This window comes from Kitasatospora sp. NPDC048722 (genome assembly GCF_040650235.1).
Classification (GTDB): Bacteria; Actinomycetota; Actinomycetes; order Streptomycetales; family Streptomycetaceae; genus Kitasatospora.
Genome location: NZ_JBEZGX010000030.1, coordinates 1 through 21224, shown reverse-complemented (window position 1 = coordinate 21224; position 21224 = coordinate 1). Strand labels below are relative to the sequence as shown.

Here is a 21224-nt window from a genome sequence, read left to right as displayed (position 1 = left end):
TCGTTTGGCCATGGCGAACTGATGATCCCTAGGATCGGCCGCGTGATTACCGGACGACGACGACCAACGACCAGGCTGGGCGGCCTGCTCGCCGCCGCGGCGATAACGGGAGCCTCGCTGCTCCTCGGCCTGCCAGCCCACGCCGACGAACCCTCGGGCGGCTCCGCCCCGGCCCCCAAGGAGGCCCCCAGGGTCGACCTGATCCTGGATGTCAGCGGCTCCATGAGCGCCTCCGACATCCAGGGCAAGAGCCGCATCTCGGTGGCCCAGCAGTCCATCGGCGAGGTGATCGACGCCCTGCCCGCGGAGACCGACTTCGGCATCCGCACGCTCGGCGCCACCTACCCCGGCACCGACAAGACGATCGGCTGCCAGGACACCAAGCAGCTCTTCCCGGTCGGCAAGACCAACAAGGTCGAGGCCAAGACCGCGGTCGCCACCCTGCGCCCCACCGGCTTCACCCCGATCGGTCTGGCGCTGCGCGGCGCCGCCCAGGACCTCGGCAAGGGCGACGCGACCCGCCGGATCGTCCTGATCACCGACGGCGAGGACGACTGCGCCCCGCCGGACCCGTGCGACGTGGCCCGCGAACTCGCCGCCCAGGGCATCCACCTGGTCGTCGACACCCTCGGCCTCGCCCACGACGACAAGACCCGCCAGCAGCTGCTCTGCATCGCCAACGCGACCGGCGGCACCTACACCGACGTCCGCAGCCAGGACCAGCTCACCAACAAGGTGAAGCAGCTGATCGACCGCAGCGACGACACCTACACCGTCAACCCGGTCAAGACCGCCGGCACCGACAAGTGCGAGAACGCCCCCGTCCTCGCCCCCGGCGTCTACAGCGACCGTGAGAAGTTCTCCGAGCACCGCGTCTACAAGGTCCCGGTCAAGTCCGGACAGGAGCTGCGCGCCTCGGTCAGCGTCTCCCTGGACCGGGCCGTCGCCCGGGACTACGGCGTCCTGCTCCAGGCCACCAGCGCGACCGGCCAGGAGCTGGTCCGCGGCGCCGACGCCGACAACGGCCGCAACGACGTGATCTCCACCGGCCTGCGCTGGTCCACGAACGACTCCAAGGGCTACGTCATCACCAGGCCCACGGCGTCGCCGAGCGAGCAGCCGCCGACCACGGTCTGCCTGGTCGTCAGCAACTCGCTGGCAGCGCAGCCCGGCGTCCAGGCCGACCCCGGCCTGCCGCTGGAGCTGACCGTCGACCTGGCCTCCGCCTCCCCCGCCCCCGAGGGCGCGGCGATGGGCCTCGGACGCGGCTGGATCCTGCTGCTCACCCTCACCGGCGCCGGCCTGCTGACCGGCCTGGTGGCCGGCTGGATCGCCCGCTGGCGGATCGCTGTCTGGCGGGAGAACTGACCATGCGTAGGACTCTTCGCGGCCTGCTCGCCGCCTCCGCCCTGCTGCCCGCCCTCGCACTGGCCGCCCCGGCGGCCTCCGCCGCCTCGCCGACCCCCTCGCCGAGCGCGAGCGGCACCGCGGCACCGGCGACCAAGGCCGGCACCTCCTTCCTGACCGCCGTCAACCTCTCCCCCGGCCAGGACGCCAACGTCGCCGCCTCCACCGGCGACTACCTGTACTGGGCGTTCGGGGCCTCCGAGGGCCAGACCCCGACGGTCTCGGTGACCGTCAACCTGGCCCCCGGCACCGACCGGCACGGCCCGCAGACCTGGGCCGTCGAGGTCTTCGACGGGCTGCGCCGCCGCCAGGCCTGCACCGCCGGCACCCAGAACGCCACCGGCGACCAGAACACCGCCACGCTCGCCCTGAGCTGCACCCTGCGCGAGGTCCGCACCTGGGCCGAACCGTGGTCCGGCGACCCGCTGCCCGGCACGTACTACGTGAAGCTCGCGGTCACCGACACCCCGCAGCCGGACCTCGGCCTCCCCGCCTCCGTCCAGCTGCACGTCGCCGCCAAGGGCGACGCCGACAACGCCCAGCCGGAGGGCGGCGAGCTCAAGGCGCCGCTCGTCCCGCCGGCCGGCGGCGGCGCGAGCACCGCCAAGGCGGCGGCCCCGGTGCAGCCGGAGGAACACTGGTACACCGGCTGGTTCTCCGGCTGGAACAGCCGCTGGTACTGGACGATCGGCGGCGGCGCCCTGGCCGCCGTCGCGGGCGTCCTCGGCTTCCACCTGACCCGCCACCCGCGCGGTCGCCGCCCGGGCCGCTACGGCTCGGTGCCGCCCCAGGCCGGCGCCCACCAGCACGGCGCGTACCCGGACACCCAGCGCAACTGACCCGGTCGCGCACCCGAGGGCCGGCCGGACGAGTTCCGGCCGGCCCTCGGTCGTCCTACGCTCGAAACATGGCCCGGCAGCCCGACGGCAGGATCGTGGTCGGCGTGGACGGCTCCCCGGCCTCCCGCGCCGCCGTCCGCTGGGCGGCCCGCCTGGCCGGCCTGAGCGGCGCCCCGCTGGAGGCCGTGACCGTCTGGGACTTCCCCTGCCTGTACGGCGAGCACGGGTTCGTCCCGCCCGCCCTGGACGGCTTCGGGCCCGAGCGCCGTGCCGCCGAGATCCTCGACGAGACGCTGGCCGCCTGCCCGGCCGGGCTCGCCGTCCGCCGCCACCTCGCGGCCGGAGCGCCCGGCCCCACCCTGGTGGCCGCCGCCGAGGGGGCCGCCGCCCTGGTCGTCGGCAGCCGGGGCCGCCGTGCCCCGCCGGGGGCCCTGCTCGGCACCGTCTCCCAGTACTGCGTCCACCACGCGGGGTGCACGGTCGTGGTCGTCCGGGCCTGAGCATCAGCCCCGGAAGAGGTTGTGCCCCACGTCCGACGGCACCTTGTCCTGGACGGGCTCGCTGTCCCCGCCCGGCACGTGCTCGCCCGGGATCGGCTCGGCGCCCTCCCGGTGCAGCAGCACCACGCCGTCCTCGGCCCAGATCTGCCGGTACCCGTGGGCCAGCAGCAGCCGGATCCGCTCGGCCTGCTGCTTGTCCGTCTCGAACGGGAACGAGCGCTTGTCCGACCGCGTGAGCACGTACTCGCGCCCGCGCGGGGTGCCGTCCACCAGCACCACGTCCGCCCGGGCGGTGAGCCGCGGGGCGATCTGGTTGTCCGCCTCCACCGAAGCGCCGTCGGGGATGAGCGCGGCCGCCCGGACGAGCGCCGCCTCGCTCGTCTTGGGCTGCCAGGAGGACGGCACGGCCAGCTGCGCGAGCCCGAGCGGCACGGCGGCGACCAGGGCGCAGCCCGCCGCGGCCAGGCCCAGGAGGCGGCCGCGCCGCGCCGTGCGCTCCTCGGCCATCAGCCGGCCGGTCACCTCGACGGCCGCGGTGAGCAGGACCGGCCACAGCATGGAGTCGTAGTGGCGGGCGATCGACCAGTGGTTGGGGTTGCTGGAGAGGATCCGCTCGGCCAGCAGCGGCACCGCGCACAGGACGGTCGCCGAGCGCAGCGGCAGCAGGAGCATCGTGCCGAAGAGCCAGAGCAGCAGCAGCGGCTTGAGCGGCTGGTCGAAGGCGGCCTGGACCAGCAGGAACGGGTTGCCCAGCAGGTTGTGCAGGGCGTCCCCGGCGTCGCTGCCGATCGAGCCGTAGTTCCAGTAGTAGCCCGGCTCGCCGCCCATCGCCGGGATCAGCCACTTGATCGCGACGGCCGAGGCGAGCGGTCCGCCCACCAACAGCCCGACGCCGGTGTACCGGCCGGCGCGGTCCCCGGAGCCGCGCAGGCGCAGCAGCAGGACCAGCCCGTACGCGGCCACCATCAGGCCGAGGTCCTCCTTGGTGCAGCACAGCAGGACGGCGGCCAGGGACACCGCCCAGTACTTGCGGGCCAGTCCGCGTTCCAGCATCAGCAGGATCAGCGGCACGGCGAAGGCGACCTCGTGGAAGCCCACCCGGGAGGCGACCAGCAGCGGCCACCCGAGGGCGTAGACGAGGCCCGCCAGGTCGGCGGCGCGCCGGGCGGTGGCCGGGGCGGTGTACGCGAAGGCATGGGCGGCGATCCGCCGGATCAGCGGTACGCCGGACGCGAAGAGCAGGGCCTGTCCGAGGATCAGCGAGCGCGGGTCGTCCCAGATCCAGTACAGCGGCGCGAGCAGCGCGAGGACCGGTGAGAAGTGGTCGCCGAGGAGCGAGAAGCCCGGCGGGAACTCGTGGTGGTAGCTCTTCAGCGTCGAGACGGGCAGCCCGAAGTGGGCGTAGCCGCGGATGCCCTGGTCGAAGATCCCGAGGTCGAAGCCGCCGAGCGCGACCGAGGTCCAGCCCTGCATGCCGATGGCGCACATGACGGCGAAGCACAGGACGGCGAGCAGCACGGTGCGCCGGGCCGGGCTGCCGGCCAGCGCCGAGCGCACGGCGGCGCCCGGCAGCCGCGCGGGAACCGGTGTCGCGGAGCGGGTGTCGACGGCCATGGTCACGCCTGCTTCGTCAGGGCCGCGTCCGCGCCGAGCTCGGCGCGGCGCAGCACCTCGTCAGCCTCGGCCCCGAGCTCGCCCGGGCCGCCGCGCAGGCGGTACAGCCGCAGCGCCACGACGACCAGCAGGGCGAGGCCGAACGGCGCGTAGACCGAGGACGGCAGCTGCCAGTACCAGGCGACGCCGAGCCCCCAGCGGTGCGGCACGGTCCACATCGCGTGCGAGAGGAACACCGCCAGCGCCGCCCCGAGCAGGACCTTCCGCCCGGTGGTCCTGGCCTCCACGGCCAGCAGGGCGAGCAGCGGGATGCACCACACCCAGTGGTGGGTCCAACTGATCGGCGACACCAGCAGCGCCGTGAACGCGGTGCACAAGGCGCCCCACGCGTCGGCGCGCCGCAGCGAGCGCGAGCGCCCGGCCAGGACGGCCACGGCGAGGCCGAGGACGCCGACGGCCGCGCACGCGGCCAGTCCGGCGAGGCCGGGCTCGTTGCTGCTGAGCAGTCGGCAGACGGCACCGCGCAGCGACTGGTTGTCGGCGATGACGGTGACCCCGACCCGGCTCGGGTCCCACAGGTACTTCGTCCAGAACCCGAAGGTCGCGTCGGGAAGCACGAGCCAGCCGACCAGTCCGGCCGCCAGGAAGGCGCCCCCGGAGACCAGCGCGGCCCTGATCCGGCCGGTGAGCAGCAGGTACACCGCGAACAGGCCGGGGGTGATCTTGATGGCGGTGGCCAGGCCGATGCCCACGCCCTTGGCGCGGCTGCGGTCCGGGCGGGACAGGTCCCACAGGACCAGGCACAGGATGCCGAGGTTGACCTGCCCGTACTGGAACGTGGTGAAGACCGGCTCCAGCCAGACGCCGAACCCGGTCGCGAGGAGCACGGCGGCGGTGCGGTGCCGCGCGGCCGGCCAGCCGACCAGGCGGAAGGAGAGGTGGGCGGCGAGCGCCAGCAGGCCGAGGTTCAGCAGCTGCACCAGGACGCGCAGCGTGCTCACGTCGAACCAGGTGCTCGGCACGAAGAGCATCGCGGCGAACGGCGGGTACGTGGCGGGCAGGTCCCAGCCGGGCAGCCGCATCGCGTACAGGTCCTGGCCGTGCACGACGGCCGCGCCCTCGGCCCGGTAGACGAGCATGTCGACCATCGTCTGGCCGTGGAAGTGGCGCACCACGGCGTACACCGCCAGGGAGAGCGCCGCGAGGCAGCCCGCGACGACCACGCTCGGAGCCGGTCCTCCGGGGGCTGGATCGGTGCCGCGGTCCTTCGCGTCCGTCCGTCGTGCCCACCGTGTCAGACCGAACTCGCGCACCGCGATGGCACCCCGTTGAGATAGACCAGATCGTTCCCTCGTCGCCGTCTGGGCCAACCCACCATAACCGACCCCCCTGAGGGCCGACCGTGGCTCCGGAACAGGCGGGAGCGACGTCGTGTGACCTTCTTCACAGGAAGCTTCCAGGGCCGGACCGACCGTCAGGACGCCCGCCCCCACGGGCAGTTGACGCGAACGCCGCCACAAAGCAGGAACCCCGCCCGGTCTTGTCGACCGGGCGGGGCCCTTGTTGGGTGGAGCTGAGGGGATTCGAACCCCTGACCCCCTCGATGCGAACGAGGTGCGCTACCGGACTGCGCCACAGCCCCAACGAGAAGAAACTCTAGCACCTTTCGGAGGGGGTCCGTGACCACCCCCGGTCCCGGTGCCGGCCGGGGCCCGCGGCCGCTCACTCGTTGGCGGCGCGCGGGCGGGTCTCGGGGGCCGGCGGCTCGGCGTACTGGTCGAACAGCGGGGTGTTCCGCGACTCCGCCGGACGCCCGGCGGTCCACGTCCCCGGGGCCGTCAGGTCCAGGCCGCGGGAGACCCGCGGGGCGACCGGCGCCGTCACGTACGTCGGCAGCGGGACGGGCACCGGCTCCCAGGAGTCCGGGCCGGCCGCGCCGCGCTCGCGCATGCCGTCGACCCACTCGTCGTGCTCGGTCGCCTCCACGAGCGCCGAGGCCGACGGCGCCGCGCCCCGGGCCTCCTCGGGCCCGGGGGCCAGCCGCAGGTGCGGGCGGCGGGCGACGCGCGGCTCGGCCGGGGCCGACGGCTCCGGTGGGGCGACGACCGCGGTCTGCACCTCGTCGGCCGCCCGGGCCTCGGCGCGCTGCTGCTCGCGCTTGCGCAGCCGCTCGGCGGCCTGCGCGGCCCGGACCCGGTCGAGCTTCACCTCGTAGCGCTGGCGCTCCAGCTTGCGCAGGTGACCGATGTAGAGGGTCAGGAGGACCGCCGGCACGGCCGGCACCCACAGGAAGGCCAGTCCGGCCACCGCAGCGACCACCGCGCCGAGCGCGAAGGCCAGGAAGAGGGCGGTGACCATCCGGCGCCGGCGGGCGAGCAGGCGCGCCCGGCGCTCCGTCCCGCCGGGCGGCGCGGGGACCGGGGCCGGCCGCTCGGGCCGCTCGGACCGTTCCACCGGGGGCTCGGGCTCCCGGTCCGCGGGGTCGCCGGAGACGGCCTCGTCCCGTGCGGGAGGGCCGTCGCTGCTCTGCTCGTCGTCACGCGGTTCGTCGCCCAGGGACCGGGCCGCCCGCCGCTCCAGCGCCGAACGCCCGGCCAGCAGGCGGATGGCGGTGCTGAAGCGTTCCGTCGGGCGCGCCTCGTTGAGTTCGTCCTGCCTGCGAAGCCACATGGGCACCAGATAGGCGGCCCAGGCCCCTACGATGACGGCGTAGATAAGGCCGCTACTGCTCACGATTCACACCGTACGGGCGACGGGGAAGGCCCGACAGCAATTTGACGCGGCGTGTCGTGTGATCAAGCTGATTCTCCGACTATTTTGACGGCATTTGTGACCGTCCGTCTCCGCGTCGATGCCATATCGATATTTGATTCGAACATACATTCAATTATCGCGGCCTGCAGCGGAACTGAGCGCCCGCCAGCGCTCCAGCATCCCCTCGGGGACCTCCTCGGCCGTCAGCGCGTACACGAGGTGGTCGCGCCAGTCGCCGTCGATGTGGAGATAGCGCGGGCGCATTCCCTCCGGACGGAACCCGAGCTTTTCCACCACCCGGCGGCTCGGAAGGTTCTCCGGGCGGATGCAGACCTCGATCCGGTGCAGGCCGAGGTTGCGGAAACAGTGGTTGACCGAAAGCGCCACGGCGGTGGGCATGATGCCGCGGCCGGCCACCGCCTCGTCGACCCAGTAGCCGACGTTGGCCGAGCACATCGAGCCCCAGGTGATGCCGCCGACGGTCAGCTGGCCGACCAGCCGGCCCTCGTAGAGCACGACGAAGGGCAGCATCCGCCCGGCCGAGGCCTCCCCGCGCAGGAAGCGGACCATCTGCCGGAAGGTCGGGCGCGGCCCGGCCGCCCGGCCGGCCGGGCCGGGCGGCACGGTGGCCTCCCAGCGGCGCAGCCAGTCCCGGTTGCGGCGGCTGACCTCCTGCCAGTCGCGCTGGTCGCGCACCCGGATCGGGCGCAGCGCGACCTCCCCCTCGTGGAGCTCTACCGGCCAGCCGGCGTTCAGTGCGCTCTCCCGGGTGCCGCGTCGTCGGGCCGGGGGTGGTCCCCGCCGCCGAGCTGGTCGACGGCGTGGGCGAGCAGCGGCTCCAGCACGGCGAGGCCGTCCCGGACGCCACCAGTCGATCCCGGCAGGTTGACGATCAGCGTACGTCCGGCGAGGCCGGCCAGCCCGCGGGAGAGCGCCGAGGTCGGCACCTTGTCCCGGCCGTGCGCGCGGATCGCCTCGGCGATGCCGGGGACCTGCCGGTCGATGACCCGGGCGGTCATCTCGGGGGTGAGGTCCATCGGCGAGATGCCGGTGCCGCCGGTGGTCAGCACGACGTCGTAGCCGGCCGCGACGGCCTCCCGCAGGGCCGCCTCGACGGGCTCGCCGTCCGGCACGACGCGCGGGCCGTCGGCGGTGAAGCCCATCGCGGTCAGCCCGGCGACCAGCAGCGGGCCGCCCTTGTCCTCGTAGACACCGGCCGAGGCGCGGTTGGAGACGGTGACGGCCAGCGCCTTCATGCGCCCGCCCCGCTTCGCTCGGCAGGCCCTTCGGGCAACCCGCGCCTCCCGATGGTGAGCTCGCTCCGCCCGCTCATGCGTCCACCTCCGGGGCGAACCAGTCGCCGCTCTTGCCGCCGGTCTTGCTGAGCACCCGGACGAACTCGATGGTGGCGCCCTTGTCCACCGCCTTGACCATGTCGATGACGGTCAGCGCGGCGACCGTCACGGAGGTCAGCGCCTCCATCTCGACGCCGGTGCGGTCGGCGGTCTTCACGGTGGCCGTGATCTCGACCGCGTCGTCGGCGACGGCGAGGTCGACCTTCACGCCGGAGACGGCGATCGGGTGGCAGAGCGGGATCAGGTCGGGCGTCCGCTTGGCGCCCATGATCCCGGCGATGCGGGCGACCGCGAGGGCGTCGCCCTTGGGCACGCCCTCGCCGCGCAGCAGTTCGACCACCTTCGGGGAGACCCTGACCCGACCGGCCGCGACGGCGGTGCGCGCGGTCGTGGCCTTCTCGGAGACGTCGACCATCCGGGCCGCGCCCTGGTCGTCGACGTGGGTGAGGCGGTCGCCGGGGGGAGGTGTGGTCACGGGGGCTCCAGGGGCGCGCAGATCGAATACCGCGCTACCGTACAGCTCCCCCGCCCCGCCGCGTGGGAGGGGCCGGATCACGGGACGGGACGGGCCTCAGGAGTCGAGCAGGACCACGTCGACGGAGCTGCCCGCAGGCAGCTCGGTGACGTCCTCGGGGACGGTGATCAGGCAGTTCGCCCGGGCCAGCGCGCCGACCAGGTGGGACTCGGCCCCGCCGACCGGCTCGACCGTGCCGTCCGGCGCGTACCGGCCGCGCAGGAACTGCCGCCGCCCGGCCGGGGAGCGCAGCGCCACCGGGCAGATCGCGCGGACCACCGGGCGGTGCACGTCGGGGGCGCCGAGCATGGTGCGGATGACCGGGCGGACGAACAGCTCGAAGGAGATGTAGGCGCTGACCGGGTTGCCGGGCAGGGCGAGCAGTGGCACGCCGGCCGAGCCCGCGGAGCCGCCGATCCGCCCGAAGCCCTGCGGCTTGCCGGGCTGCATCCGCAGCCGCCGGAAGTCCACGCCGCCGTAGGACTCGAAGACCTCCTTGACCACGTCGTACGCGCCGACGCTGACGCCGCCGCTGGTGACGATGAGGTCGGCGCGGCCGAGCTGGTCCTCCAGGACGGCGCGCAGCCGGGCGGCGTCGTCCGGGACCCCGCCGACCCGGTAGGCGATGGCGCCGGCGTCCTGGGCCGCGGCGGTGAGGGTGAAGCTGTTGGAGTCGGAGATCTGGCCGGGGCCGACGGGCTCGCCGGGCTGGACCAGCTCGCTGCCGGTGGACAGCACGACGACCCGGGGGCGCGGGCGGACCTTCACGGTGGCCCGGCCGGTCGCGGCGAGCAGGCCGAGCTGGGTGGGGCCGAGCCGGGTGCCGGACTCCAGGACGCGCGAACCGGCCGCGACGTCACTGCCGCGGCGACGGATGTGGGCGCCCTCGGCGACCGGGCGCAGGACCCGGACCTCCTCGTCCTCGACGGCCGCGGTCATCGCGTCGGCCGCCTCGCCGGTGCCGGTGCCGCCGTCGGTCCACTCGACCGGGGCGACGGCCTCCGCGCCGGGCGGGACGGGGGCGCCGGTCATGATCCGGGCGGCCTGGCCCGGTCCGACCCGGGGCAGTTCACCGGCGCCGGCCGCGATGTCGCCGACCACGGCGAGCACCGAGGGGTACTCGGCGGTGGCGCGGACGGTGTCGGCGGTGCGGACGGCGTACCCGTCCATCGAGCTGTTGTCGAAGGGCGGCAGGTCGCCGTCCGCGAGCACGTCCTCGTCGAGCAGGCAGCCGCGGGCGTCGAGCAGGCCCAGTTCGATGGCCGGCAGCGGGGTGACGGAGGCGAGGACGTCGGCGAGGTGCTCGTCGACGGTCCACAGGCGAGGAGCCGCCGGTGCCGGGTCCGCGGTGGCGTCGCAGCAGGCTGCGGCGGCGCTGTGGCTGTGCTCGGACCCGGTCATCGGCGGCTCGCTCTCAGTCGGTGTGTCAGTCCTGCAGCTCGGAGGCGACGAACTCCCGCAGCCAGGAGCGGAACTCCGGGCCCAGGTCCTCGCGCTCGGAGGCCAGTCGGACGATAGCGCGCAGGTAGTCGGCGCGGTCACCGGTGTCGTAGCGGCGGCCCTTGAAGAGCACGCCGTGCACCTGGCCGCCGGACTCCGCGTCACGGGTGGTCAGCTCGCGCAGGGCGTCGGTGAGCTGGATCTCGCCGCCACGGCCGGGCGGGGTCTCGCGCAGCACGTCGAAGACCGAGGGGTCGAGGACGTAGCGGCCGATGACGGCGTAGTTCGACGGGGCGTCGGCGGTGTCGGGCTTCTCGACCAGGTCGGTCACCTGGAAGACGTCCTCGCCGAAGCCGTTCGCCTTGACGGCGGCGCAGCCGTACAGGTGGATCTGGGAGGGGTCGACCTCCATGAGGGCGACGACCGAGCCGCCGAGCTCCTGCTGGACCTCGATCATGCGGGCCAGCAGCGGGTCGCGGGGGTCGATCAGGTCGTCACCGAGGAGGACGGCGAAGGGCTGGCCGGCGACGTGCTGCTCGGCGACCGAGACGGCGTGGCCGAGGCCCTTCGGGTCGCCCTGGCGGACGTAGTGCATGTTCGCCAGTTCGACGGACTCGCGGACGCGGCGCAGGCGGTCCTCGTCACCCTTGCGGGCGAGGAGCTCCTCCAGCTCGTAGGCGCGGTCGAAGTGGTCCTCCAGGGCGCGCTTGTTGCGGCCGGTGACCATCAGTATGTCGGACAGCCCCGCGGCGGCGGCCTCCTCGACGACGTACTGGATGGCCGGCTTGTCGACGACGGGCAGCATCTCCTTCGGCGTGGCCTTGGTGGCCGGGAGGAAGCGGGTGCCCAGTCCGGCCGCGGGTACCACGGCCTTGGTTACCGGAATTCGAGTGTTGGTCGTCGTCATGCGCAAACCTTACTAAGGCACGTTTTCAGCCGTCCGGGCGCGGTCGGACGGCTCGGGGTGCCCGTCGCCGGGGCCGGCCGCGGTGGCAGGCGTCTGGGAAATGACCGGCTGGGCGAGGGGGTCCCCGCCGGCACAGGGCGACAGACTACCCGCCTTTTCCGAACGGTCACGTTCGGCAGTCGGACCGCCCTCCGTACCGGAAGTGACGGGCGCGTGGTGCGCGGCCGGCAGGCTGCCGCGCCAGCAGTCGCCGCCCGCCGCGCGGGCCCCGGCGAGCGCCCGGTCGGCCGCCCGGAGCAGGACGGCCGCGTGGGTGCCGTCCTCGGGGAGCACGGCGACGCCGACGGCGGCGGTGAGGCCGTTGCCGCGTGCCGGGCGGGGCTCGCGGGGGCCGGAGGACCAGTCGAGCAGCAGGTGCCGGCGCACCGACCAGACCAGCCGCTCCGCGACGTGCGCGGCGCCCTCGGCGCCGGTGTCCGGCAGGATCACCAGGAACTCCTCGCCGCTGTAGCGGCCGAGGGTGTCGGCCCGGCGGATCTCCATCGCCAGGCGCTGGGCGAGGTCGCGCAGTATCGCGCCGGCCCGCGCGCGCCCGTGCTCGGTGACGATCGCGTCGAAGCCGGCGATCTCCAGGAGCAGCACGGCCAGTGGGCGCGGCCCCTCGTGCTGGTCGGACTGCTCGGCGCGGCGGGCGCGCTCGATCTCGCGGTCCAGGGTGAGCTGGAGGTGCCGGTAGTTCCACACGCCGGTGAGCGGGTCGCAGGAGGCGGTGCGCTCCAGTTCGGCGCAGCGGCCCTCCAGCTCGGCGACCCGCTCGTGCAGCAGCGCCTCCCGGTCGGCGGCCTCGCCGTGCGCCCGACGCAGCCGCAGGCCGAGCACGGTGGCGCCGGCCAGCGCGGGGACGCTCAGCGCGGCCAGGGCGTGGACCAGCAGCGGGGTGGGCAATCGGGGCGCCCTTTCGCGTGTCAGGCTCGGCCCGTCGGTGGCGGGGGCCATGGCGGGGTTCGGGAGGACCTCAGAGGAGAGCAGGGGAGATCCCATGCACAACGAGAAGAGCGGGCTGAGGACACGGCTGCTGGCCGATCGCCGTGCACTCACCGGTGAACAGCGCGCGGAGGCGGCGCACGCACTGGCCGTGCACGCCGGGGGGCTGGCCGCACCGGGGGCCACGGTCGCCGCGTACGTCTCGGTCGGCGCCGAGCCGGGGACGGGGCCGCTGCTGGACGGGCTGCGGGCGCGGGGCGTGCGGGTGCTGCTGCCCGTCCTGCTGGCCGACAACGACCTGGACTGGGCGGCCTACGAAGGCGTGGACGCCCTGGCCCCGGCCGGGCGCGGACTGCTGGAACCGGTCGGTCCGCGGCTGGGGCCGGAGGCCGTCGTGGGGGCGTCGGTGGTGCTGCTGCCGGGGCTGGCGGTGGACCGGCGCGGGCTGCGGCTGGGCCGCGGCGGCGGAAGCTACGACCGGGTGCTGGCCCGGCTGGAGCGGGCGGGGGCACGGCCGGTGCTGGCGGTGCTGCTGTACGAGCACGAGTTGCTGGCGGAGGTGCCTGCCGAGCCGCACGACCGTCCGGTGGACGTGGCGGTCACGCCGTCGGGGCGCCACCGGCTCGGGTGATCCCGGACCGCCCCTCGGGCCCGGAAACGGCGGTGGCCCCGCTCGCGTTCGAGCGGGGCCACCGGTCCTCCGGGCGTCAGCCGTTGGTCAGGACCAGTTTGTGCTTGGTCGCCTTCTCGACCGAGTCCGGCGTGTAGGCCCAGGTCAGCAGCTTGCCCTTGAGCCAGAGGTCGGTCTGGTCGTTGTAGTTCTCGTGGAAGGCGTGGCCGGAGGCGCCGCCGACGTTGACCCAGCGCGAGGAGTCGAAGTCGCTCAGGTCGACGACCATGCGCATCGACGGGATCCAGTCCACCTGGTAGCCGGCCGCGGCGTTCCAGCCCGCCGCGTCGACCGCCGCCGAGCTGCCGGAGAGGCGGTACGGGCCGCGGTTGAGCAGCTTGTGGACGGCGCCGGAGGCGATCGACGAGTCGTCGGTGCCGAGGGTCTGCTCGCGCAGCGTCAGCGTGTGCAGACGGCCCCAGCTCCAGGTGGAGACGTCCTTGCTGAGCAGCGAGGTCAGCTCCTGGCGGGCGTTCTTCATCGCCTCCTGGAGCAGGTTGTCCAGGCCCTTCTGCTCCTTGTGCTGCGAGTCGATGTACGTCCACCAGGTGCTGTCGGGCTTGCTCAGCTGCTGGCGCACGACCTCGGTCCAGCGGTCGCCGCCGTCGGGCTGGGCCTTGTCCGGGTCGCGGGTGCCGCACTCGGTGACGATCTTGCTGGAGCTGTCCGGCTTGGTCGGGTCGTCCTGCTGGCGGACCAGCAGGCAGTTGCCCTTGGCGCGGATGTCGGCCGGGAACTTCTGGCCGAACGCGAGGGTGAGCAGCTGGCGCCAGACCGCGTTGTAGTACGCGGCGGCGGCCGAGTCGGCGTCCTGGTGGTAGTTCCAGTCCTTCAGGAGGTCCTGCGCCTCACGCACGTACGGGTCGTCGATCTGCTGCTTGAGCAGCAGCGGGACGAGCGTCTTGGCCATGACGCTGGTGTTGTCCAGCTGCAGCGTCTGCATGTCGTCCGGCGAGATCTTGCCGTTGTTCTTGAGCAGGCCGTCGATCTGGTCGGTGATCTCCTTGGCCCGGGTGCCGTACTCCCAGTCCTTGGTGAGGCCGTACTTGTACGTCGGGTCGACCACGGCCTGGTTGGCGGTGACGATGTAGCCGGCGGACGGGTTGAAGCTGTACGGCAGGGCGGCGAAGGGGATCGAGCCCTTCCACTGGTAGGCGGAGTCCCAGCCCGGGGCCGGGAGCGTGCCGTCGCCCTTGCCGCGGATCGGGATGTCGCCCGGGGCCTGGTAGCCGATGTTCTTCGCATCGGCGTAGATCAGGTTCTGCGCGGGGACGGCGAAGTCCTTGGCGGCGTTGCGGAAGTCGTCCCAGTTCTTCGCCTTGTCCAGCTCGAAGACGGCGTCCATCGTCCTGCCGGGGTTCAGCGCCGTCCACTGCAGGGCGACGCCGTAGCCGCCGGTGCCGCGGTCGGGGGCGGCGCTGCCGTTCGGGGCGTACTTGCCGACGTTCTGCTGCTCGGTGCTCTGGTCGGAGATGAGCGGGGCGCCGGTCTGGGTGGTGCGGACGGTGATGGTGCGGTCCTCGCCGCCGGCGACCTTGATGGTCTCCTTGCGGAGGTCGAACTTCACGTCCTTGCCGTCCACCTGGTAGGTGTCCGGGCCGGTGACCTTCTCCAGGTACAGGTCGGTGACGTCGGCGCCCAGGTTGGTGAAGCCCCAGGCGATGTCCTTGTTGTGGCCGATCACCACGCCGGGCATGCCCGCGAAGGTGAAGCCGGTGACGTCGAACTGGCACGCCGGCGAGGCGGTGCGGCAGTGCAGGCCCGTCTGGTACCAGACCGAGGGCAGGCCGGGGCCGAGGTGCGGGTCGTTGGCCATCAGCGGCTGGCCGGTCGTGGTGTGCGAGCCGGCCACCACCCAGGAGTTGGAGCCGATGCCCTGGCCCGGGCGGCCGAGCAGCTGCGGCATCGCGTCGACCCGGTCGGTGAGGCCCTGCAGGAGCGCCTTGGTGGTGGCCGCACCCTGCGCGGTGGGGGCCGCGGGGTTGCCGGCGCCCGCCGCGGTGGAGCCGTCGGCCGGGCGGTAGGTGTCGCCCGAGACCGTGCCGGTCTTCACGATCGTGCCGTTGCGGGCGTACGGGTAGTCCGGGTACAGCTCGGCGATCTTGTCCGCGGTGAAGTCCTGGGACAGCAGCGAGCGGTCGATCTCCTCCTGGAGGTTCCCGGAGAGGTTCCAGGCCATCGCCTTGAGCCAGGCCACCGAGTCGACCGGGGTCCACTGCTCGGGCTTGTAGCCGCTGTTGACGACGCCGAGCATCGCGTACTCCAGCGAGGCCTTCTCCCCGCCCGGGTGCTCGGCCAGCCAGGCGTTGACGCCGTCCGCGTACGCCTGGAGGTACTTCTTGGTCTCCGGCGAGAGCTTGGTGTCGAACTCCTTCTGCGCCACCTGGCGCCAGCCCATGGTGCGGATGAAGGAGTCGGTGTCGACCTGGGAGTCGCCGAACATCTCGGAGAGGCGGCCGGCGGTGATGTGCCGGCGGACGTCCATCTCCCAGAAGCGGTCCTGCGCCTGGACGTAGCCCTGGGCGCGGTAGAGGTCCTCGGAGGTGTCGGCGTAGATCTGCGGGATGCCGTTGGCGTCGCGCTTGACGTCGACCGGCGCGCTCAGGCCCGCGATCTTCACGGTGCCGTCGACCGTCGGGAAGGACGCGCGGACCGCGGCGACCCCCCGGTAACCGCCGTAGCCGACGCCGGCCACCAGCAGCACGACCAGCACGATCACGATCAGACGGGCGCGCCGGAACTTCTTGGAGCGGGGCATCTGGGTCCTTGCGGTCCTCGACTTCGGGGCGGGCGGGCGTGTCCAGGGCCTGCGGCCGTGACAGGGCACCACATTAGGCCGAGTCCACGGCACGGCGTGCACGGGGGACGGCCCGGAACGGGGCCTGCGTGAGGAGCCCAACTAAAGATATGGCAAAATGTTAGAATGAGTAACGATCCGCAAGAGGAGTATTGACGGCTTCTTAACGCGCCCGCGGCTCGCCCCGGCACGACCTGGACCACTGCACCACCTGCACCAATGCACGACCTGGACCACTGCACCATCTGCACCACCTGCACCACCTGCACCACCTGCACCACCTGCACCACCGCGAGACACCAGCACCACCGAGAGACACCCCGCCCGCCCCCATGCCTGCACGAGGTGCCCCTGCGTGAACGTCGACCACCTGAACCAGCTGCTTCTCGAGTTCTCCGTGATCCTCCTGGTCGCGGTGGTCGCCGTGCGGATATCGACCCGATCAGGGCTACCCAGCCTCCTCATCTACCTCGGGATCGGCGTCGCCCTCGGCCAGAACGGCATCGGCGTCACCTTCAACAACGCCGAGCTCACCCAGGTGCTCGGCTACGCGGCCCTCGTGGTGATCCTCGCCGAGGGCGGCCTGAAGACCAGCTGGAGAGAGGTCAAGCCGGTGATGCCGGCGGCCACCGTGCTCGCCACCGTCGGCGTCGGGGTGAGCGTGTTCGTCACCGCCGCCGGCGCGCACTGGCTGGTCGGCCTGGACTGGCGCACCTCGATGCTGCTCGGCGCGATCGTCTCCTCCACCGACGCTGCGGCCGTCTTCTCCGTCCTGCGGATGGTCCCGCTGCCGCACCGGCTCACCGGCCTGCTGGAGGCCGAGTCCGGCTTCAACGACGCGCCCGTCGTCATCCTGGTCGTCGCCTTCGCCACCGCCGGCGAACTGGACTCCTGGTACGTCCTGCTCGGCACGATCGTCGCCGAGCTCGCGATCGGCGCGGCGATCGGCCTCGCGGTCGGCAGGCTCGGCGCGTTCGGGATCAAGCACGTCGCCCTGCCGTCCTCCGGCCTCTACCCGATCGCGGTCATGGCGCTGACCGTGCTCGCCTACGCGGGCGGCGCGCTGCTGCACGGCTCCGGCTTCCTCGCGGTCTACATCAGCGCCGTGATCCTCGGCAACGCCAAGCTGCCGCACGGCCCGGCGGTGCGCGGCTTCGCGGACGGCCTGGCCTGGATCGGACAGATCGGCATGTTCGTCCTGCTCGGCCTGCTGTGCACGCCCGAGACGATGGGCGACGCGGTGATCCCGGCGCTCGTCATCGGCGGGGTGCTGGTCTTCCTCGCGCGGCCGCTGTCGGTGGTGCTCACGCTGACGCCGTTCCGGGTGCCCGGGAAGGAGCAGGCCCTGCTGAGCTGGGCCGGGCTGCGCGGGGCGGTGCCCATCGTGCTCGCCACCATCCCGGTGGTCTCGGGCGCGCACAAGGCCGAGGACGTGTTCAACATCGTCTTCATCCTGGTCGTCGTCTTCACCCTGCTCCAGGGCCCGACCCTGCCCTGGGTGGCCAGGCAGCTGAAGATCGGCGAGGGCGCGATGGGCCAGGACCTCGACATCGAGTCCGCGCCGCTGGAGAAGCTGCACGGCCACCTGCTGTCCGTCGCGCTCTCCCCCGAGTCCCGGATGTCCGGCGTGGAGGTCGGCGAACTGCGGCTGCCCAAGGGGGCGGCGGTCACCCTGGTGGTCCGGGAGGGGAACTCCTTCGTACCGGACCGGGCGACGGTGCTGCGCGGCGGCGACGAGCTGCTCGTCGTCACGACGGACGAGGTCGGCGAGGCGGCGGAGAAGCGGCTGCGAGCCGTGGACAAGGGCGGCAAGCTCGCGGGGTGGCTGTACGGGAAGTGAGCCGTACAGTGGCGGGGTGCCGGGCCTTTCGGGGCCCGGAAGCCCGTTCTGGCTTGGATCCGTTGGGATCTAGCGCTATCTACGCGCGTAACTGTATGCTGGAAGAACACCGCTTTTGACCGACCCAGCATCTGCCTGATGCAGAGTTGGCGCGACCGCTCGGCGGCTGCGGCCCGGCTCTCGGCAACCACGCCGGAGCGGCCCGGTATCTACCCCGGTCGACGCGCGAGAGGACGACTCTCGGCGCCGTCGGGGCCACCCCATGCCCTTGCCGCGCTACCAGGCAGCAGGAAGGACGACCGTGACGGCCCGCCGAACGGTCGACGACGCCACGGACACCCCCACCGCCCCGGACGCCGCCCCCGCGCGCGTCGGGTACGGCGCGCTGCTGCGCACCCCGGGTGCCTGGACGTTCCTGGCACCCGCGTTCGTCGCGCGGCTGCCCTACGCCATGCTCAGCATGGGCATCCTGATGCTCGTCACGGGCACCGGCGGCTCGTGGGGCACGGCCGGCACCGTCACGGCGGTCGCCGCCGTCGCCCAGGCCCTGATCGGCCCGCAGACCGGCCGGCTCGCCGACCGGTACGGGCAGGCAACCGTCCTCGTCCCGACCGTCGTCGTGCACGCCGCCTCGGTCGCCGCGCTGATCGTCCTCGCGAACGGCCACGCGCCGGCCTGGAGCCTGTGCCTGGCCGCCGTCCCGGCCGGGGCCAGCGTGCCGCAGATCGGTGCGATGGTCCGCGCCCGCTGGGTGGCCAAGCTCGGCGCCGAGGGCGCCTCCGCCTCCTCCGCCGCCAAGGTCGGCACCGCGTTCGCGTTCGAGTCCGTCACGGACGAGCTCACCTTCGTCGTCGGCCCGATCCTGGCCGCCAAGATCGCCACCTCGGTCAGCCCCTCCGCGAGCCTGATCACGGAGGCCGCGCTCACCTTCGTCGGCGGCCTGGCCTTCGCCGCCCAGCGCCGCACCGCGCCGGCCCGGATCGTGCCGCAGCCCGGGGCGCAGCGCGTCTCCGCGCTCGCCTCGCCCGGCGTCCGGCTGCTGGCCGGCGTCATCCTGGGCGTCGGCGCCGTGTTCGGCGGCATGCAGGTCTCGGTCAACGCCTTCGCCGACTCGGTCGGGCAGCACGCCGCGGCCGGCACCGTGTACGGCATCTTCGCCGGCGGCTCGATGGTGGCCGGTGTGCTCTACGGCGTGATCGCCTGGCGGCGCGCGGTGCAGCAGCGCATGATCACCAGCTACACCCTGCTGGTGCTGGGCTGCTCGACGCTGTGGGCGATGCCCAACCTGGTCACCCTCTCGATCGCCGGGCTGGTCTGCGGCCTGGCCATCGCGCCGACCCTGATCAGCGGCTACACCCTGGTCGAGACGCTGGTCGCGGACGGCGCCAAGACCGAGGCCTTCACCTGGCTGACCGGCGCCATCGGCCTCGGCCTGGCGGTCGGCTCGATGGTGGCCGGGCGGCTGATCGACGGCCACGGGCCCTCGGCCGGGTTCCTGGTGCCGGCCGTCGGCGCCGGGCTGGGGCTGGCCGCGCTGGTCTCGCTGCGGCACCTGCTGGCGCCGTCGGGCGGGGCGAGCACGGTGGTCGCCGGATCCGACGGCAGCGCCGTCCCGGCCGGCGCCGAGCCGCAGCTGGTGGGCGCCGCCAAGGGCTGACGGCGGCCCGACCGGGCCCACGTCACACCGGAGTCGCTGGACTCATCCAGCGGAATGCCGCATCATTGACCATCGTTAGCACTCATCAGGCGCGAGTGCCAGGAGGAAGACAAGTGCCCACGTACCAGTACCAGTGCACCGAGTGCGGCAACGGCCTGGAGGCGGTGCAGAAGTTCACCGACGACGCGCTGACCACCTGCCCCGACTGCCAGGGGAAGCTGCGCAAGGTCTTCTCGGCCGTGGGCGTGGTCTTCAAGGGCTCGGGCTTCTACCGGACCGACAGCCGCTCCTCGTCGAGCAGCTCGGTGAGCTCCTCGTCGTCGAGCTCGTCGACGACGTCCTCGTCGTCCGCGGCCTCCTCGACCCCGGCGTCATCCACCTCGGGCTCGTCCTCCCCGGCTCCGGCCGCCGGCTGACCCCAGCACGCACCGGAAGGCCCGCTGCCCCGCTTCACGCGGTGGCGGCGGGCCTTCCGTCGTTCTCACGGCCGTTCCCGGGTCCGTTCTCACGGCCGTTCCCGGGGCCGCCCTCAGGGGCCTCATCGGGGCCTCCTCGGGGCCGGTCCGGTCAACGTTGACGGGCTCGGCCAGCTCGTTCGGGTGTACGGAATCGTCCACAGGGCCGGGGTTTTCCACAGGCTGCGGATAACGTCTTCCGGCTTTCGCCGCGGACGCTCATCGTGGGGTCACCAGAGACCGACCGACCCCGGAGGTGGTTCCCGATGAACGCCCTCAGCCACGCCGTCCCGCTGCCCGCACCCACCGTTCCGCCCCGGCGAGCCGTGCCGAGCTTCCGGCCGATCCGGCGCGGGGCGGGCGGGCGGCACCGCTGGTGGCGCGCCGTCCGGCGGCGGGCCGGGGTGCCGGCGCTGGTGCTGCTCGCGGTGGCCGCGGCGCTCGCGTTCGGACCCGCACGGGCCGGGCTGCCGCCGCCGTCCGGCGGCGCGCTGGGCCAGGCGGGTTGTCAATCCGGTGCTTCGGATGATCACCCGTAACCGGTCGACGACTTCGTCGTTCGAGGCGGCATGAAGGGCTTCAAGGAATTCCTGCTGCGTGGAAATGTCGTCGAGCTCGCCGTCGCCGTCGTCATCGGTGCGGCCTTCACCAACATCGTCAACGCCTTCGTCAAGGGCGTGATCAATCCGATCGTCGGTGTCTTCGGGACGAAGGACCTCACGTCCTACAGTTCCTGCCTCAAGGGGCCCTGCGAGGTGTCCCCCAACGGCGACGGCGTGTCCGGGATCCTCATCCTCTGGGGCTCGGTGCTCAGTGCCGCGCTCCAGTTCCTGATCACCGCCGCCGTCGTCTACTTCGTCCTGATCATTCCCATGAACCGCATGGCCGCGCGGCGCAAGCCCCTCGCCGAGGAGATGGCGGAGGCCGAGGCCAAGGAGGTGCAGCTGCTCACCGAGATCCGCGACGCACTGGTCGCCCCGCTGCGCTGAGCGCGGCCCGGCCTGACCTCGTCCCTCGCCCCTCGTCCCTCGTCCCGCTCAGTCTCCGTGGTGCGGCGGGCGCTGGCTCAGGTACCAGTCCAGCCCCCGTCCGCTCCCGGCCCCGGGGCGGTCGCCCCAGCCGGAGTCGGTGTCGTCCCGGGACTGCCGGTCCAGCGGGTCCCCGAAGACGAGGCGCGCCTTCGCCCGGACCTGCTCTTCGGCCTCCCGCTGCCGCGCGGCCTGCTCTTCGGCCTCCCGCTGCCGCGCGGCCTGCTCCGGCCGATCCGGCGTCTCCTGCTCGTGCGCCCGGCCCCCCGCCTGGCCCTGTCCCTGCTCGCTCACCCTGTTCACCCCGTTGCTCGACCCGGTCGTCCTGTCCTTCCAGCCTAAGAGCCCGAGACGGACCTCGGGCCCGGGCCCGCACCGCGCGCCAGCCCGCGTCCCCGAGGAACCGGAGCCGGCGCGGCCGGGGCGCCTCGCGCAGGATGTCGAACAGCAGGTAGCGGGCGGA

The 21224-nt window shown here is 73.3% G+C and carries 20 protein-coding genes and 1 tRNA gene; 9 read left to right on the top strand and 12 right to left on the bottom strand.

Translation table 11 applies throughout. From position 1 onward, the window contains the following. The first annotated feature begins 42 nt into the window (after window positions 1–42). The 3 genes from AB0C76_RS22280 to AB0C76_RS22270 all read left to right on the top strand — a co-directional run bounded on the left by AB0C76_RS22280 (window position 43) and on the right by AB0C76_RS22270 (window position 2746). On the top strand, window positions 43–1368 hold the full coding sequence (locus tag AB0C76_RS22280; RefSeq protein ID WP_359968045.1) for a VWA domain-containing protein: 1326 nt from the start codon (window positions 43–45) through the stop codon (window positions 1366–1368). Between the two features lie 2 nt (window positions 1369–1370). Further along, window positions 1371–2246: a peptidase gene (locus AB0C76_RS22275; protein WP_359968042.1), complete on the top strand. Its 876-nt coding sequence runs from the start codon at window positions 1371–1373 to the stop codon at window positions 2244–2246. 68 nt (window positions 2247–2314) lie between these two features. Beyond that, entirely contained in the window at window positions 2315–2746 is a 432-nt protein-coding gene (locus tag AB0C76_RS22270) for a universal stress protein (RefSeq protein WP_359968039.1), read from the top strand. A gap of 3 nt (window positions 2747–2749) precedes the next feature. On the opposite strand, the gene AB0C76_RS22265 is transcribed toward AB0C76_RS22270, so the two are convergent. The 10 genes from AB0C76_RS22265 to AB0C76_RS22220 all read right to left on the bottom strand — a co-directional run bounded on the left by AB0C76_RS22265 (window position 2750) and on the right by AB0C76_RS22220 (window position 12275). Then, complete coding sequence (locus AB0C76_RS22265) at window positions 2750–4360, bottom strand: DUF2079 domain-containing protein (RefSeq protein WP_359968211.1); 1611 nt, start codon at window positions 4358–4360, stop codon at window positions 2750–2752. Between the two features lie 2 nt (window positions 4361–4362). Next, window positions 4363–5583: a glycosyltransferase 87 family protein gene (locus tag AB0C76_RS22260; protein ID WP_359968036.1), complete on the bottom strand. Its 1221-nt coding sequence runs from the start codon at window positions 5581–5583 to the stop codon at window positions 4363–4365. Window positions 5584–5928: 345 nt separating this feature from the next. Then, window positions 5929–6002: transfer RNA gene (locus tag AB0C76_RS22255), tRNA-Ala, on the bottom strand. 80 nt (window positions 6003–6082) lie between these two features. After that, entirely contained in the window at window positions 6083–7093 is a 1011-nt protein-coding gene (locus AB0C76_RS22250; RefSeq protein ID WP_359968033.1) for a hypothetical protein, read from the bottom strand. 150 nt (window positions 7094–7243) lie between these two features. After that, the gene (locus tag AB0C76_RS22245; protein WP_359968208.1) at window positions 7244–7870 is read right to left on the bottom strand and encodes a GNAT family protein; all 627 of its coding nucleotides are present in this window, start codon (window positions 7868–7870) and stop codon (window positions 7244–7246) included. Next, a complete protein-coding gene (locus AB0C76_RS22240) occupies window positions 7867–8370 on the bottom strand; it encodes a MogA/MoaB family molybdenum cofactor biosynthesis protein (RefSeq protein WP_359968030.1) in 504 nt (167 codons plus the stop codon). The genes AB0C76_RS22245 and AB0C76_RS22240 overlap by 4 nt, the downstream gene beginning before the upstream one ends. A gap of 73 nt (window positions 8371–8443) precedes the next feature. Next, on the bottom strand, window positions 8444–8944 hold the full coding sequence (gene moaC / locus AB0C76_RS22235; protein ID WP_359968027.1) for a cyclic pyranopterin monophosphate synthase MoaC: 501 nt from the start codon (window positions 8942–8944) through the stop codon (window positions 8444–8446). Window positions 8945–9040: 96 nt separating this feature from the next. After that, window positions 9041–10384: a gephyrin-like molybdotransferase Glp gene (gene glp / locus AB0C76_RS22230; RefSeq protein ID WP_359968024.1), complete on the bottom strand. Its 1344-nt coding sequence runs from the start codon at window positions 10382–10384 to the stop codon at window positions 9041–9043. Window positions 10385–10409: 25 nt separating this feature from the next. Next, window positions 10410–11330: a UTP--glucose-1-phosphate uridylyltransferase GalU gene (gene galU, locus AB0C76_RS22225; protein WP_329932114.1), complete on the bottom strand. Its 921-nt coding sequence runs from the start codon at window positions 11328–11330 to the stop codon at window positions 10410–10412. A gap of 12 nt (window positions 11331–11342) precedes the next feature. Then, entirely contained in the window at window positions 11343–12275 is a 933-nt protein-coding gene (locus tag AB0C76_RS22220) for a GGDEF domain-containing protein (protein ID WP_359968021.1), read from the bottom strand. Between the two features lie 94 nt (window positions 12276–12369). Here AB0C76_RS22220 and AB0C76_RS22215 point away from each other — a divergent pair, with 94 nt between their 5' ends. Continuing rightward, entirely contained in the window at window positions 12370–12945 is a 576-nt protein-coding gene (locus AB0C76_RS22215; protein ID WP_359968018.1) for a 5-formyltetrahydrofolate cyclo-ligase, read from the top strand. 76 nt (window positions 12946–13021) lie between these two features. Here AB0C76_RS22215 and AB0C76_RS22210 read toward each other — a convergent pair whose 3' ends face one another. Further along, complete coding sequence (locus AB0C76_RS22210; protein WP_359968015.1) at window positions 13022–15742, bottom strand: penicillin acylase family protein; 2721 nt, start codon at window positions 15740–15742, stop codon at window positions 13022–13024. 394 nt (window positions 15743–16136) lie between these two features. Here AB0C76_RS22210 and AB0C76_RS22205 point away from each other — a divergent pair, with 394 nt between their 5' ends. The 5 genes from AB0C76_RS22205 (at window position 16137) to mscL (ending at window position 20722) form a co-directional block, all read left to right on the top strand. After that, the gene (locus AB0C76_RS22205) at window positions 16137–17621 is read left to right on the top strand and encodes a potassium/proton antiporter (RefSeq protein WP_359968013.1); all 1485 of its coding nucleotides are present in this window, start codon (window positions 16137–16139) and stop codon (window positions 17619–17621) included. Between the two features lie 301 nt (window positions 17622–17922). After that, complete coding sequence (locus tag AB0C76_RS22200; protein ID WP_359968010.1) at window positions 17923–19278, top strand: MFS transporter; 1356 nt, start codon at window positions 17923–17925, stop codon at window positions 19276–19278. A gap of 113 nt (window positions 19279–19391) precedes the next feature. Continuing rightward, window positions 19392–19694 (top strand): FmdB family zinc ribbon protein, encoded by a 303-nt coding sequence (locus AB0C76_RS22195; protein WP_359968007.1) that lies wholly within the window; start codon window positions 19392–19394, stop codon window positions 19692–19694. A gap of 305 nt (window positions 19695–19999) precedes the next feature. Beyond that, complete coding sequence (locus AB0C76_RS22190; protein ID WP_359968004.1) at window positions 20000–20272, top strand: hypothetical protein; 273 nt, start codon at window positions 20000–20002, stop codon at window positions 20270–20272. 30 nt (window positions 20273–20302) lie between these two features. Next, entirely contained in the window at window positions 20303–20722 is a 420-nt protein-coding gene (gene mscL, locus AB0C76_RS22185; RefSeq protein ID WP_359968001.1) for a large conductance mechanosensitive channel protein MscL, read from the top strand. A 48-nt stretch (window positions 20723–20770) separates the two neighbouring features. Here mscL and AB0C76_RS22180 read toward each other — a convergent pair whose 3' ends face one another. Next, window positions 20771–21055 (bottom strand): hypothetical protein, encoded by a 285-nt coding sequence (locus AB0C76_RS22180; RefSeq protein WP_359967999.1) that lies wholly within the window; start codon window positions 21053–21055, stop codon window positions 20771–20773. Between the last annotated feature and the right edge of the window lie 169 nt (window positions 21056–21224).

Coding starts and splice junctions, on each gene's coding strand:
- mscL (WP_359968001.1), top strand. CDS start 20,303: ATGAAGGGCTTCAAGGAATTCCTGCTGCGTGGAAATGTCGTCGAGCTC.
- AB0C76_RS22275 (WP_359968042.1), top strand. CDS start 1,371: ATGCGTAGGACTCTTCGCGGCCTGCTCGCCGCCTCCGCCCTGCTGCCC.
- AB0C76_RS22190 (WP_359968004.1), top strand. CDS start 20,000: ATGAACGCCCTCAGCCACGCCGTCCCGCTGCCCGCACCCACCGTTCCG.
- AB0C76_RS22210 (WP_359968015.1), bottom strand. CDS start 15,742: ATGCCCCGCTCCAAGAAGTTCCGGCGCGCCCGTCTGATCGTGATCGTG.
- AB0C76_RS22215 (WP_359968018.1), top strand. CDS start 12,370: ATGCACAACGAGAAGAGCGGGCTGAGGACACGGCTGCTGGCCGATCGC.
- galU (WP_329932114.1), bottom strand. CDS start 11,330: ATGACGACGACCAACACTCGAATTCCGGTAACCAAGGCCGTGGTACCC.
- AB0C76_RS22270 (WP_359968039.1), top strand. CDS start 2,315: ATGGCCCGGCAGCCCGACGGCAGGATCGTGGTCGGCGTGGACGGCTCC.
- AB0C76_RS22240 (WP_359968030.1), bottom strand. CDS start 8,370: ATGAAGGCGCTGGCCGTCACCGTCTCCAACCGCGCCTCGGCCGGTGTC.
- AB0C76_RS22265 (WP_359968211.1), bottom strand. CDS start 4,360: ATGGCCGTCGACACCCGCTCCGCGACACCGGTTCCCGCGCGGCTGCCG.
- glp (WP_359968024.1), bottom strand. CDS start 10,384: ATGACCGGGTCCGAGCACAGCCACAGCGCCGCCGCAGCCTGCTGCGAC.